At 43.0% G+C, this 15,033-nt stretch carries 11 protein-coding genes; 10 read left to right on the top strand and 1 reads right to left on the bottom strand.

The annotated features are described in order from the left end of the window. Window positions 1-67 precede the first annotated feature (67 nt). Genes BQ7997_RS04875 through BQ7997_RS04865 form a run of 3 tightly spaced genes read left to right on the top strand, consistent with a single transcriptional unit; the run spans window position 68 to window position 6,249 of the window. On the top strand, window positions 68-2,320 hold the full coding sequence (locus BQ7997_RS04875; protein ID WP_073344090.1) for a glycoside hydrolase family 3 C-terminal domain-containing protein: 2,253 nt from the start codon (window positions 68-70) through the stop codon (window positions 2,318-2,320). Window positions 2,321-2,344: 24 nt separating this feature from the next. Further along, the gene (locus tag BQ7997_RS04870; protein ID WP_073344087.1) at window positions 2,345-3,646 is read left to right on the top strand and encodes a trehalase family glycosidase; all 1,302 of its coding nucleotides are present in this window, start codon (window positions 2,345-2,347) and stop codon (window positions 3,644-3,646) included. Between the two features lie 23 nt (window positions 3,647-3,669). Further along, window positions 3,670-6,249 carry a family 78 glycoside hydrolase catalytic domain gene (locus BQ7997_RS04865; protein ID WP_073344083.1) on the top strand — a complete coding sequence of 860 codons (2,580 nt, stop codon included), beginning with the start codon at window positions 3,670-3,672 and terminating at the stop codon, window positions 6,247-6,249. An 88-nt stretch (window positions 6,250-6,337) separates the two neighbouring features. Here the strand turns inward: BQ7997_RS04865 and BQ7997_RS04860 are convergent, their stop codons facing one another. Further along, complete coding sequence (locus BQ7997_RS04860) at window positions 6,338-7,021, bottom strand: tetratricopeptide repeat protein (RefSeq protein ID WP_073344080.1); 684 nt, start codon at window positions 7,019-7,021, stop codon at window positions 6,338-6,340. Window positions 7,022-7,132: 111 nt separating this feature from the next. On the opposite strand from BQ7997_RS04860, the gene BQ7997_RS04855 reads away from it, so the two are divergent. The 7 genes from BQ7997_RS04855 (at window position 7,133) to BQ7997_RS04825 (ending at window position 15,025) form a co-directional block, all read left to right on the top strand. Continuing rightward, window positions 7,133-8,461: an MATE family efflux transporter gene (locus tag BQ7997_RS04855; protein WP_073344077.1), complete on the top strand. Its 1,329-nt coding sequence runs from the start codon at window positions 7,133-7,135 to the stop codon at window positions 8,459-8,461. 54 nt (window positions 8,462-8,515) lie between these two features. Next, window positions 8,516-9,226 (top strand): UMP kinase, encoded by a 711-nt coding sequence (gene pyrH / locus BQ7997_RS04850; RefSeq protein WP_022140351.1) that lies wholly within the window; start codon window positions 8,516-8,518, stop codon window positions 9,224-9,226. 386 nt (window positions 9,227-9,612) lie between these two features. Continuing rightward, complete coding sequence (locus BQ7997_RS04845) at window positions 9,613-10,524, top strand: DMT family transporter (protein ID WP_073344074.1); 912 nt, start codon at window positions 9,613-9,615, stop codon at window positions 10,522-10,524. Window positions 10,525-10,575: 51 nt separating this feature from the next. Further along, a complete protein-coding gene (frr, locus tag BQ7997_RS04840) occupies window positions 10,576-11,136 on the top strand; it encodes a ribosome recycling factor (RefSeq protein ID WP_044656385.1) in 561 nt (186 codons plus the stop codon). Window positions 11,137-11,209: 73 nt separating this feature from the next. Next, window positions 11,210-12,142, top strand: a complete 933-nt coding sequence (gene rsgA, locus BQ7997_RS04835) for a ribosome small subunit-dependent GTPase A (protein WP_073344799.1) — start codon at window positions 11,210-11,212, stop codon at window positions 12,140-12,142. Between the two features lie 64 nt (window positions 12,143-12,206). After that, window positions 12,207-13,838, top strand: a complete 1,632-nt coding sequence (locus BQ7997_RS04830; protein WP_073344071.1) for a hypothetical protein — start codon at window positions 12,207-12,209, stop codon at window positions 13,836-13,838. Between the two features lie 101 nt (window positions 13,839-13,939). Further along, window positions 13,940-15,025, top strand: coding sequence for an efflux RND transporter periplasmic adaptor subunit (locus tag BQ7997_RS04825; protein WP_073344068.1), 1,086 nt, complete (start codon window positions 13,940-13,942; stop codon window positions 15,023-15,025). The last annotated feature ends 8 nt before the right edge of the window (window positions 15,026-15,033 follow it).

Below are 15,033 nucleotides of genomic sequence, written 5' to 3'. Positions count from 1 at the left end.
TCTGTTTTTTTATATGAGCTGTAACTCATATAATTCTATATTAATACTGACTAATCTTTTTATACGTATGAAACAACTGACAATCTTAGCGGAACTATTATTTTTCTGTTTGCAGGCTGCGTTGCCTGCCTTTGCGCAGACGCCAGCGTATCTGGATACGAATAGACCAATCGAAGAGCGTGTAAAAGACGCATTGAGCCGGATGACCCTTGAAGAAAAGGTGAAGATGCTTCATGCACAATCAAAATTCAGTTCGGCAGGCGTACCTCGGCTTGGAATCCCGGAGGTATGGGCTACCGATGGTCCTCACGGTATTCGTCCGGAAGTACTGTGGGATGAATGGGATCAGGCAGAATGGACAAATGACTCTTGTATCGCTTACCCCGCATTGACTTGTCTTGCTGCCACCTGGAATCCGGAAATGTCTCATCTCTACGGAAAAAGTATCGGTGAAGAGGCGCGTTACCGGAAAAAAGACATCTTGTTAGGACCCGGTGTGAACATCTATCGTACTCCTCTGAACGGACGTAATTTTGAATATATGGGTGAAGACCCGTATCTGTCCGCCATGATGGTAGTCCCTTATATCAAAGGAGTACAGGAAAATGGTGTAGCCGCTTGCGTGAAACATTATGCGTTGAATAACCAGGAAACCAATCGAAACACTACGAATATGCACCTGAACGACCGTGCCCTTTATGAGATATACCTGCCTGCTTTCAAGGCTGCCGTTCAGGAAGGCGGAACCTGGTCGATTATGGGCTCCTATAATCTTTATCAAGGACAGCACGCTTGTCATAACAAACGCCTGCTCAAAGACATTCTCCGTGACGAATGGGGCTTCGACGGCGTGGTAGTGTCCGACTGGGGTGGTGTGCATAATACCGAACAAGCCATCTACAATGGACTGGACTTGGAATTCGGTTCGTGGACAAACGGATTGTCTGACGGAACCCGTAATGCTTATGATAATTATTACCTGGCTTTCCCTTACCTGAAACTGATTAAAGAGGGTAAAGTCGGAACAAAAGAGTTGGACGAGAAAGTCAGCAACATCCTTCGTCTAATTTTCCGTACTTCGATGAATCCGCATAAGCCGTTCGGCTCTTTAGGTTCTCCTGAACATGGACAAGCCGGTCGTAAGATAGCTGAAGAAGGAATCGTTCTTTTACAGAACAACAATAACGTGTTGCCTATTGACTTGAACAAAGCGAAAAAAATAGCCGTTATCGGTGAAAATGCAATCAAGATGATGACAGTGGGCGGTGGTAGTTCTTCCTTGAAAGTGAAGTACGAGATTTCTCCGTTGGATGGATTGAAGAATCGTGTAGGTACAAAAGCGGAAGTAGTGTATGCCCGTGGTTACGTAGGCGACCCGACAGGTGAATATAACGGTGTGAAAACCGGTCAGGACTTGAAAGACGACCGTTCGGAAGACGAACTTCTCGCTGAGGCTCTGCAAGCGGCCGAAAATGCGGATTATGTTATTTTCTTCGGTGGGCTAAATAAGAGTGAAGGACAAGATTGTGAAGGTTCAGACCGTATTTCTTTGGGATTGCCATATGCGCAAGACAGAGTAATCCGTGAATTGGCTCAGATTAATAAGAATTTGATTTTTGTCAATATTTCCGGCAATGCTGTAGCTATGCCTTGGGTGAACGAAGTTCCCGCCATTGTTCAAGGTTGGTTCTTGGGTTCGGAAGCCGGAACGGCCCTCGCTTCTGTATTAATCGGAGATATTAATCCTTCCGGTAAATTACCTTTTACTTTTCCCGTAAAATTGGATGATGTAGGTGCTCATAAATTAGGCGAATATCCAGGCAATAAAGAAGAATTGGTAACTAAGCATCAAGGGGACACAATAAACGAAACTTACCATGAAGGCATCTTTGTAGGTTACCGTTGGGCAGATAAAGAAAAAATCAAGCCATTGTTTCCGTTTGGACACGGATTAAGCTACACCACTTTTACTTATAGCAAACCTGCTGCGGACAAGAAAACAATGACCGCCGATGATACGATTTCGTTTACCGTCAACATAAAAAATACAGGAACCTATGAAGGTCAGGAAATTGTTCAGCTTTATATCAGCGATAAAAAATCTTCCCTGCCGCGTCCGTTGAAGGAGCTGAAAGCTTTCCAGAAAGTTAAATTGGCTCCGGGAGAAGAGAAAACGGTAACACTGACGATTGATAAAAAAGCGTTGAGTTTCTTTAATGATGCAAGACATGAATGGGTAGCCGAACCCGGCAAGTTTGAAGCGATGATTGGGAGTTCCTCCCGGAATATCAAGGGAACAATAGTATTTGAGTTAAAATAAAACATTATTAAAATACAATATACTATGCGTCAATTATTAACCGCAATATTTATTTTCATATTTTCTCTCTTTATAAATGCCCAACAGCAATCGCTTGAAGACATACGAAATGTACGTTTATTCATTAAAGAACATATGGGACATACTGTAAAAGAGTGTAAAAAGGATACATTGGGATATATTGCTTTGCCAAAACCTTATAGTGTTCCAAGTTTGAGTGGTGCATTTCAGCAAGATATGTATTATTGGGATACATATTTTACAAATATAGGGTTGATATCGGATGATGACTTTGAGCAGGCATTGAATAATGTAGATAACATCCTTTACTTAATAGATAAGTTTGGATTTATGCCTAATGGATCTAATGTTTCATATTTGAATCGTTCACAACCACCATTTGCCAGTATGATGGTTCGGGATATTTACGAAAAGAGCAGGGATAAAATATGGTTGGAATCTGCCTGTAGAATATTAGAAAAAGAGTACACATTCTGGATGACTCAACGAATTACACCTACGGGACTGAACCGATATTCGAACAGTGCAACAAGAGATGAACTGGTTTCATTTTATGAATATATGAGAACACGTTTCACTGACTTGCCTGTTTTAACAGATTCTTTGAAGTTATTGAAACAATCTTCTCATTTAATTGCAGAAGCGGAGTCCGGTTGGGATTTTTCCCCTCGTTTTGATTTTCGATGTGAAGATTTTAATCCTGTGGATTTAAATGCAAATCTCTATTTATATGAACAGAATTTTGCTTTTTTCTATAAAGAATTGAAAAAGAAAGGTTCAAACAAATGGTTGGATGCAGCCCAAAAAAGGAAAAATCTGTTGAATAAATATTGTTACAACTCTCAAGACGGCTGTTTTTATGATTATGACTTTATAAATAATCGACTAAGCCCTATATATTCTGCGGCTGTTTTTAATTTACTTTGGGCAGAGGTCTTAACCAAACATCAAGCTAAGAATGTGGTTGTTCATCTTCAAAGATTAGAATATCCTTGGGGCATTGTCGCTTGCGAACAAGGAAAACGCAAGAGAACCTATCAGTGGGATTTTCCTAATGCATGGGCGAGTTTTAATCTTTTATCAATAAATGGTCTGGACCGCTATGGATTTAAAAAAGAAGCTCGTCGCATAGCTCAGAAATATGTTAGTAGTATTGTTAAGATTTACCAATCTTCAGGTAATCTATGGGAGAAATATAACGCTGAATTAGGAAATTTGGAAGTGAATAATGAATACGAAATGCCTCCATTTATGGGGTGGACAGCCGGTGCTTTTATCTACGCATCTGATTATCTGATTAAATAAGAAAAATAAAAACACATATAAGTATGAAAATGAATTTTCATTATTTTGCGGATATTATTCCGATAATAATTTTCGTGTTGTTCTCAAATAGCGGACTGATAAACGCAACCGAAGTCGGGAAACGTACTGACGCATTGGAAGCGTCGGCCTGGAACGAATCCAAATGGATTTCCGCAACAGACGCCCCCGTGGCGAAAGGACACAACAACGGTCTCGCGGCCGATGGCGCGACCTGGTTCGTGTCCACTGTAAAAAACGAACAGGAAGTCATCTCCGCCAAGTGGATGACCACCGGACTGGGAATTTACGAGTTGTATGTGAATGGGAAACCCGTAGGCGGGGAATTCCTGAAACCGGGCTTCACACACTATGCCAAGACCAAACGTTCTTTTACCTATGATATTACAGACATCATTCGTACCAAGCCAAACGCCGAGAACAGACTTTCCGCACAGGTGACGCCGGGATGGTGGGGTGACAAAATCATAACCCCCGGAGGACATGACGGCATGATAGGCAAGAAATGTGCCTTTCGCGGTGTACTGGAACTGACTTTTTCTGACGGAAGCAAGAAGCGCTACGGTACTGACCTCAAAAACTGGAAAGCCGGAATTGCCGGCCCGGTGAAACATGCTGGCATCTTTGATGGAGAAACGTACGATGCACGCGAACCGATGGGCTACGAATGTGCGGACAAACTCTCCGTACCCGAAGAGAATACCGAATTCTCCGGCGACATTCTGCCTTCGGACGGAGCGGAAGTCTATCTACGTACCGACCTCACCCTTGCTCCTGTCAGAGCATACGTTTGGAAGAATGTAGAGGGAGCGAAGGAGCATGAGTTCGGTAAGGTAATTATTGCCCGTGAGTTCGCATTAGATACAGAGATGACCGTAAGTCCGGGAGAGACGTTAGTGGTAGACTTCGGACAAAATTGTGCCGGCATCCCCTCTTTCGTATTCAAAGCTGCCGAGGGAACAGTGCTGACCTGCCTTCCCGCAGAGTTGCTCAATGACGGTAATGGTGCCAAGATTCGTGGCATGGACGGTCCGGAAGGAAGCTGTCACCGCGAAAACCTGCGCTTCCCTTACGGCGTCCGTCTGGACTACACTTTTGCTGCCGGAAATAGCTATGTGACCTACTACCCTCATTGCACCTTCTTCGGCTACCGCTACGTCTCCATAACTGCCACCGGGAATGTCGCCATCAAGTCGCTGAAGTCCATCCCAGTCACTTCCATCACAAAGAAAATGGAGGTCGGCACTATATCCACAGGCAACGAGCTTGTGAACAAGCTCATCTCCAACACTTATTGGGGGCAGCTATCCAACTACCTGTCCATACCCACCGACTGCCCGCAACGCGACGAGCGTCTGGGCTGGACAGCAGACACACAAGTGTTTGCAGAAACAGGAACGTTCTTTGCCAACACCATGAAGTTCTTCCACAAGTGGATGCGTGACATGCGCGACACACAGAACAGTTTGGGCGGATTCCCCGGAGTGGCCCCCTTGGCACAATACGGTGACGAGAAAATGCGTTTCGGTTGGGCTGATGCCGGAATCATCGTGCCTTGGACGGTATGGAAACAATTCGATGACACGCAAATCATCGAGGAGAACTGGAATGCCATGGACTTGTTTATGAACCACATCAACGACACCAAGTATAACCACGAGGCCCTCTGTAGCGAGAACGGTAACTATCAATGGGCCGACTGGCTGAGCTACGAACCTCTGGAAAGCTGGAGCGGACTGGCTTTCTCTCCCCAAGGTCCGCTTCCTGATGCTATCAGCTACTGGAACTATTTGAGTGCTTCCTACTGGATGACAGATGCTTTCATGATGCGGGACATGGCTGCCGCCACCGGTCGCGATGCCGTCAAATACCAGCAAATGGCTGATTCGGCAAAGGCATACATCAAAGAAAACTTCCTCAATGAAGACGGTACCTTCAAAACCGCCATCCTCAACACCATGCAGACACCTGCTTTGTTCGCCCTGAAGAACCAGCTTGTGGAAGGCGATGCCAAAGCGAAGATGATAAACCGTCTGCGCGAAAACTTCGCACAGCACGACCTTTGCTTACAGACCGGATTCTTAGGCACATCCATCCTCATGGCCACCCTCACGGAGAATGGCATGGAAGACATTGCCTATGAACTCCTCTTCCAACGTAAGAATCCAAGCTGGCTGTACTCTGTGGACAACGGAGCCACCACCATCTGGGAACGGTGGAACAGCTATATGATAGACAAGGGAATGGGACCGAGCGGCATGAACAGCTTCAATCATTATGCCTACGGATGCGTATGTGAATGGATTTGGGAAACTGTTGCCGGCATCGCAGCCGATCCAGCCACCCCCGGCTTCAAACATATCATTATGAAGCCTATTCCAGACAAGCGGTTAGGACACGTGACTGCCGAATACCGTTCCGCCGCCGGACTCATCAAGAGTGCCTGGAAATACGAAGGAGACGCCTGGATTTGGGAATTTACCATCCCTAAAGGTGCCACCGCTACCGTAACTCTTCCCGGAGAGATGAAATCAAAGAACTATGGAAGTGGAACTTACAAGGTGACCAAAAAGTTTTTCATGTAAGAATTTGATAGTAAAAAAATGTATCCACAAGGCTATGTCACTGCCAGACGGTCAAATTCACACATACCGAATATATACGGTGAATCGCTTAGCGATTCACCTCTTTTTCTATTCTCAATATCTTATCCAACGTTTTTTGAGCCTCTGTCGACGGAAACCTCAATACAACCTTCCGCAAGGAGTTCCGTGCCTTTTCGTATCCCGTAGCAAACACTTTCGACAATCCATCCCGATAACGGGCATATTGCATTTTCGTTGGCGACGATATTTTCTTATAATCAGTCTCCAACTGCTTCTTTTCCCGTTCAGCCATCAAATAATAGTAATTCCCTAAAAAGATATTGGCAGCCAAGTTGTCCGCATCCAATTGCAATATCTTCTCATATATGCGCAGAGCATCCTTTTCTTGTCCTCGATAAACTTGCATTTCGGCACAGGGTTCGAGATAGTCTACATTATTGGGAGCCTTTTGAAGTAACTCTTTATAGAACAGATAAGCCTTGTCATAATTCCGCTTCTTCTTATAGGCAATCGCCAGTTCATTCGCCAGATTCACGCTGATCTCACTGCTTTTGTCCACATTCGTCCAATAGTACATTTCCGTGCGGTCAATATTCAGACTGAGCGTCTGTCGGAAATAGCTCACAGCCTGCCCGTTCTGCCCGGCTTCGATAGCGGCAGACACTTTCTGCAACATCTCGTCCACCGACTGCGCATTCAGCATCAGCGGCAACGAAAACAAAGATAAAAAGAAGATAGTTAAGGCTCTCATAATCCAATATTTGCTATTTAGTTCGTGGCACACAAAGATACAATAAAAAAATAAAAAATGTACCTTTGCGCACAAAAAGAACAATCAATTTGATAAAAGTGTTTCTATAAAATGATAGATAACAAACAAACCTCTGAAAACAGACGAATATTACAGATTGCCATACCATCGATTATATCCAATATAACCGTTCCGCTACTGGGACTTATTGATGTCACTATCGTAGGTCACCTCGGTTCTCCGGCTTATATCGGAGCCATTGCCGTAGGGGGTATGTTGTTCAATATTATCTATTGGATTTTCGGTTTCCTGCGCATGGGAACCAGTGGCATGACTTCGCAGGCTTACGGTCAGCACGATCTAAATGAAATCACCCGACTGCTATTACGCTCTGTCGGCGTGGGATTATTAATCGCCTTCTGTCTGCTGATACTCCAATATCCTATCCTGAAACTGGCATTTACATTTATACAAACGACACCGGAAGTCGAGCAACTGGCAACGACCTATTTCTACATCTGCATTTGGGGAGCTCCCGCCACATTAGGCCTTTATGGATTTGCAGGCTGGTTCATCGGAATGCAGAATTCACGTTTCCCGATGTATATCGCTATCACGCAAAACATTGTCAATATTGTAGCCAGTCTCTGTTTTGTCTATTTATTGGATATGGAAGTGGCAGGTGTGGCTATGGGAACCCTCATCGCCCAATATGCAGGTTTCTTCATGGCTATTCTGTTATACATACGCTACTATCATACGCTTAGAAAACGAATTGTATGGAAAGATATTTGGCAGAAGAAGGCTATGTATCGTTTCTTCCAGGTAAACCGTGACATTTTTTTCCGTACGCTCTGCCTTGTCATGGTCACCATGTTCTTTACTTCAGCCGGAGCCGCACAAGGAGAAATCGTATTAGCCGTGAACACATTGCTCATGCAATTATTTACGCTCTTCTCCTATATCATGGACGGCTTTGCTTATGCCGGTGAAGCATTGGCAGGACGCTATATCGGAGCTAAAAATCAAACAGGTCTGCGCAACACTGTATATCACCTTTTCTATTGGGGATTCGGGCTTTCACTGGTATTCACTATCTTATATTCAGCAGGCGGAAAAGAGTTTTTAGGGCTACTGACTAATGACGACTCGGTAATCAATGCGTCGGACTCCTATTTCTATTGGGCACTCGCCATTCCATTAGCAGGCTTTTCCGCCTTCCTTTGGGACGGGGTCTTTATCGGTGCCACTGCTACCCGTCAGATGCTTTACTCTATGTTAATTGCTTCCGCCAGCTTTTTCGGGATATATTATGCGTTTCATTCCCTTTTGGGAAATCATGCTTTATGGTTGGCGTTTCTTGTTTATCTTTCATTGAGAGGAATTGTACAAACCTTCTTAGGAAGACAAATCATGAAAAAAGTAATTGTATCTCAATAAGGCTATCTGACAAATTATCTCTATATTTGCGGCAAACAATAAAAAGCAAAAGATATGGCAAAGTATAAAAGAATCTTACTAAAGCTCAGTGGAGAGAGCCTAATGGGCGAAAAAAAATATGGCATTGACGAGAAAAGATTAGCAGAATATGCAGAGCAAATCAAAGAAATCCACGGACAAGGCGTACAGATAGGTATCGTTATCGGTGGTGGAAATATCTTCCGTGGATTGAGTGGAGCCAATAAAGGTTTCGACCGTGTGAAAGGTGACCAGATGGGGATGCTGGCAACTGTCATCAACAGCTTGGCATTGAGTTCGGCATTAGTAGCAGCCGGAGTAAAAGCCCGTGTGCTTACAGCAGTCCGCATGGAGCCTATCGGAGAATTCTACAGCAAGTGGAAAGCTATCGAACATATGGAGAACGGTGAGGTTGTCATCATGTCCGCAGGAACGGGAAATCCTTTCTTTACTACCGATACAGGTTCTTCATTGAGAGGAATCGAAATCGAAGCAGATGTAATGCTGAAAGGCACCCGTGTAGACGGCATTTATACTGCCGACCCTGAAAAAGACCCGACTGCAACCAAATTCAACGACATCACATACGATGAAGTACTGAAACGCGGATTGAAAGTAATGGACTTGACTGCTACCTGTATGTGCAAAGAAAACAACCTGCCTATCGTCGTATTTGACATGGACACGGTAGGTAACCTTAAAAAAGTAATCAACGGCGAAGAAATCGGTACAATCGTACACAACTAATCGGCTTCTTCAATACATCTATAACAAGGCAGAGAATCTCGTTTAGGGGATATTCTTTGCCTTGTTTCGTATGAAATTATCTCCTACGCTCCTAAAAGTTACCCATCCGACTGCACTCAATTAATCCTCGAACTGCATAATTTAATTCGTCTGCCTATAGTGTATCTTTCGTTTGCCTATAGCCGGACGCAAGTTTGCCTATAGGCAGATGAAAGTTCGCCTACAGGCAAACAAATTAAATTATGCATGAACGAAATTAGTTCTATGCAAGCGAAAGATTAGTTTTTTAGCATACGAAAGATTAAATTATACTATCAACGGGGTAAACGCTTGTTTATCATGTACGAACTGCGTACTTTTGCACGCCATTTAAAAAACTTAAAACGATGAACAGCAAAACCAAAGGTTTTATCTATGGAGCGATTGCCGCCGCAAGTTACGGTATGAATCCTCTTTTTACGCTCCCGCTCTATGCAGCAGGCATGAGTGTCGATACGGTCTTATTTTACCGTTACTTTTTTGCTGTCATTGTATTAGGGATACTGATGAAGATGCAACATCAATCTTTCTCTCTTCAGAAAGCAGATATTCTGCCGTTGGTTATTATGGGATTGTTATTCTCGTTTTCTTCCTTACTCCTTTTTATGAGCTACAACTACATGGACGCAGGAATTGCATCTACGATTCTATTCGTCTATCCGGTGATGGTAGCGGTTATTATGGGAGCGTTTTTCAAGGAGAAGATTTCCGCGATTACCGTCTTCTCCATCCTGCTGGCACTTTCGGGCATCGCTCTGCTGTACCAGGGAGACGGTAGTAAACCGTTATCAACCATAGGAATCGTCTTTGTCCTGCTGTCTTCACTCTCCTACGCCATATATATAGTAGGTGTGAACCGTTCGGCACTGAAAAACCTGCCGACAACGAAACTTACGTTTTACGCTATCCTGTTCGGGCTTTCCGTTTATATCGTCCGCCTGAACTGTTGTACGGAACTGCAAGTTATTCCATCCGCCTGGCTTTGGGCGGACGTACTGGCACTAGCTATTCTGCCTACTGCCGTATCACTGGTCTGTACAGCCCTGGCCATCCATTACATAGGCTCCACACCAACGGCTATCTTAGGAGCTTTGGAACCTGTGACAGCTTTGTTTTTCGGAGTTCTTCTGTTTCACGAAAAACTTACGCCCCGGTTAATGACAGGCATTTTAATGATAATCACCGCTGTTACCCTGATTATCATAGGGAAGTTGCTTATAAAAAAGATGGGAATGCTGTTGCAGATGAACAAAAAATAATATACTTTTGCTAATTAATCAATCGAATAGCAACTTTAATTATCGAAAAATATGGTAGACGTAAAGACTTGCCTTGACAATGCACAAGAAAAAATGGATATGGCCATCATGTATCTGGAAGAAGCACTGGCACATATCCGCGCCGGAAAAGCGAGTACCCGACTGTTGGACGGTATCCGTGTAGACTCTTACGGAAGCATGGTTCCTATCAGCAATGTAGCAGCCGTGACCACTCCCGATGCACGCAGTATCACCATCAAACCCTGGGATAAAAGCATGTTCCGTGTCATCGAAAAAGCAATCATCGACTCCGACCTCGGCATTATGCCCGAAAACAATGGTGAAATAATCCGTATCGGTATCCCTCCTTTGACGGAAGAACGTCGTAAGCAATTGGCCAAACAATGCAAGGCCGAAGGTGAAACAGCTAAAGTCAGCGTACGCAACGCCCGCCGTGACGGTAATGACGCATTGAAAAAAGCTGTAAAAGACGGATTGGCAGAAGACGAGCAGAAGAATGCGGAAGCCAAACTGCAAAAAATCCATGATAAGTATATCAAACAGATTGATGATATGCTGGCTGAAAAGGACAAAGAAATCATGACTGTTTAAATTGAAAATTGAGACTATACTTTAATATTAAAAATCAAATAAGGTTTTGAGCGAAGTTCTCAATTCTCAATTTATGAAGGGATTAGTAATCAAAAACACAGGTAGCTGGTATCAGGTAAAGACCGATGACGGGCAATTTATCGAATGTAAGATCAAAGGTAATTTCCGGCTCAAAGGTATTCGCAGTACCAATCCGGTAGCGGTAGGCGACCGTGTTCAGATTATACTTAATCAGGAAGGCACTGCTTTCATCAACGAAATAGAAGATAGGAAGAACTACATTATCCGTCGTTCTTCCAATCTTTCTAAACAGTCCCACATCCTTGCTGCCAACCTCGACCAATGTATGTTGGTGGTAACCGTCAACTATCCCGAAACATCCACTATCTTCATCGACCGTTTTCTTGCATCGGCAGAAGCTTACCGGATTCCTGTCAAACTGGTATTCAACAAAGTAGATGCTTACAACGAAGACGAACTCCGCTATCTGGACGCACTTATTAATTTATATACACATATCGGTTACCCCTGTTTTAAGGTTTCCGCCAAGAACGGTGACGGTGTAAACGAAATAAAAAAAGACCTGGAAGGCAAAATCACACTATTTTCCGGCCATTCGGGAGTAGGAAAATCCACGCTCATCAACGCCATACTGCCGGGAATAGAAGCTAAAACCGGTGAGATTTCCTCTTATCACAACAAAGGAATGCATACCACTACTTTCTCCGAAATGTTTCCAGTAGACGGGGATGGATATATCATTGACACCCCGGGTATCAAAGGTTTCGGCACATTCGATATGGAAGAGGAAGAAATCGGACATTATTTCCCCGAAATATTCAAGATTTCCGCTGACTGCAAATACAATAACTGCACTCATCGCCACGAACCGGGATGCGCTGTACGCAAGGCGGTAGAAGAACATTTAATCAGTGAATCACGCTACACCTCTTATCTAAATATGCTGGAAGATAAAGAAGAAGGCAAGTATCGGTCTGCTTACTAAAGCTCTCAAAATAGAAACAAAACACAACTATAAACTTATTAACCATATAAAAAGCTCTAAAACCATGAAAAAAGGTTGTATCATTTTTCTCATTGTCAATGTACTTATATCATTACTTACAATTATCTATGCGATATTAGAACCAACCACAGAATCCAATAGACAGGATACGACAAAGCATCTATCAGCAAGCAAAGACTCATTACCGAATAGTAGTTTATCACATTTAAAAGAAGAAATGCATTTCGTTACTCAAGAAAAACAAAATGCAAAACTTACAGCAGATGTCGTCTATTATCTAGGTGTGAAAGGACAAACACTCTCAAAAGATACGGAAGTAGTCGCAATCTGCCAAACTGACGAAGAATATACCTTACTAGAAGATAAGGATGGCAATCGCTTTACCGTGTTAAGCCGTTATGTGAAAACTCAACGTCCACTTAAGATGATCAACCCCAACTATCATTATTATATGGGAGGTACCTGGTTCGGAACTTTTGCTCCTTACAAGCATTCCATTTCAGAGGTTGTTTCAAAATGGGGAGATTATACACTATGCAATAAACAAGAAAATTCTTATACATTCCCATATATAACCTATGTATCTGGAATCAGCCGGTCACACTCTGTCACCCTATATACAGACGAAAAAGGAATTGTAATAAGTAGTATCCATCATAACGAAACTTCTAATCTTTTCGGATTCCTATTCTTTTACTCCGACATTCTTTCCCTAAACATATATGAGCCACAAGGACCATTACTCATTGAACCAGGCACCGACAATGATAATAGCACTTCTATCACAGAAGGAATTTTGACATATATACTATATATGCTACCGTTGTCAATAGTATTACTGGCAATCCTTTGGGGAATGATGTTCATTCGGTTCGTCCCCAACAAAGCAATTAACTTTACGCTCCGTACAGGTACATTTTTAATCCCATACTTTTTTTCGATAATCTTTTTAGAACATTATCATAGCGTATGGATGATTCTTTTTCCTTGTTATCTTGGGATAGGGTATGCACTGGCATTAGGATTAAAAAGTTGTTTAAGACTAGAAAAGCGTTGCAAGCGTTGTCATACCATTTATAGCATTAATTTCTACAAAGAAGAAACCGGACGAGAAGCAACGACAATCAACTGTAACATTCATTTCACGTTGGATACGAACAGAAAAATCACACATAGTGCCTATACGTATTATGCAACAACTGTCCATTATCATCATAAAGATGTATGCAAAAAATGCCAATATACTCAAGAATATAACAGCAATGCTATACTAAAGAGAGCCATAGAAGAGTGCCCTCATTGTGGAAACAAGAATATAAGTAAGAATATGAATATCGACAACGCCAAATATAGGGAAGGAAAAGTCATATTTGATTACGCATATAAAGAGTATTGCCCTAAATGCGGTGAATTAATATGGGAAGGAAAAGGAACATATCAGCTCACTACTTCCCAACCTAGCCAAAGCCATCCCCAAAAACGCACTGACTCATCTTCAAACACAAATTCTGCCCCACGAGACAACTCCTTTAGACATGGGTATGAATGCCGCTATTTTAACAGCGGATTGACAAGTCAAATGGGAAGTGGAATATGTACTCGAACTGGATGCGATCAAAATGGCTCTAAATGTAATATTAGTACTGGCTATTGTCCATATTTTGAATCACGATAATAAGAAAGATAAAAAACAAATGCCCCATTAAACCTTTCCTATCCAAAAACATCTAATTTTCTAAAGATGTAATGTAAACATGCTATATACTATACTAAACCATGAATAAGAAAACTAAATGGGGCATCATTATTCTTGTTGGTGCCGGTATCATCGGTGGTGGAATCTACTCACAATTACCCAAAAAGAACGACGAACTAACCGCTGCCGACAAAGTAATGAGCGGTAATAAGAAAAAGGGAAGACAGATTCTGAATGTGAACGCCAAAGTCATAAAGCCACAATCCCTGACAGATGAATTTACGACTACGGGGGTACTTCTGCCCGATGAAGAAGTGGATTTGTCTTTCGAAACTTCCGGAAAGATTGTCGAAATCAATTTCGAGGAAGGAACATCGGTAAAGAAGGGCCAGTTGCTCGCCAAGGTAAACGACCGGCAGTTGCAGGCACAATTACAACGTCTTGTTTCACAATTGAAATTGGCCGAAGACCGTGTGTTCCGCCAAGACGCACTATTGAAACGGGATGCTGTCAGTAAGGAAGCCTACGAACAAGTCAAGACCGACCTGGCAACTCTTAATGCCGACATAGAAATCATTAAGGCTAATATCGAATTGACCGAACTTCGTGCTCCGTTTGACGGCGTTATCGGGCTTCGCCAAGTCAGTATCGGTACCTACGCCTCTCCTACTACGGTTGTTGCCAAACTGACAAAAATCTCTCCCCTCAAAGTTGAATTTTCCGTGCCGGAACGTTATGCCAAACAGATTAGAAAAGGGACTAACTTAAACTTTAACGTTGAAGGCAATCTGGATGCGTTCGGTGCACAGGTGTATGCTGTCGAATCAGCTATCGACCCTAATCTGCACCAGTTTACCGCCCGTGCACTCTATCCGAATGTCAACCATATCCTGCTCCCCGGCCGCTATGCAAGCGTATTGATAAAAAAAGACGAGATAGAGAATGCAATCGCCATCCCTACGGAAGCGATTGTGCCGGAAATGGGTAAAGATAAAGTCTACTTGTACAAATCAGGAAAAGCCGAACCTGTGGAAATCATCACTGGAATCCGCACCGCATCCGAAGTACAGGTGACAAGAGGATTGCACATGGGAGACACTATTATCACCTCAGGCACATTGCAACTCCGCACCGGACTTGCCGTGACACTTGACAAAATTGACTAATACCAGTG

This window comes from Bacteroides congonensis, assembly GCF_900130125.1.
Taxonomy (GTDB): Bacteria; Bacteroidota; Bacteroidia; order Bacteroidales; family Bacteroidaceae; genus Bacteroides; species Bacteroides congonensis.
The sequence above is the reverse complement of the archived record's forward strand: the minus strand, read 5'-3'. Positions and strand labels throughout refer to the sequence as shown.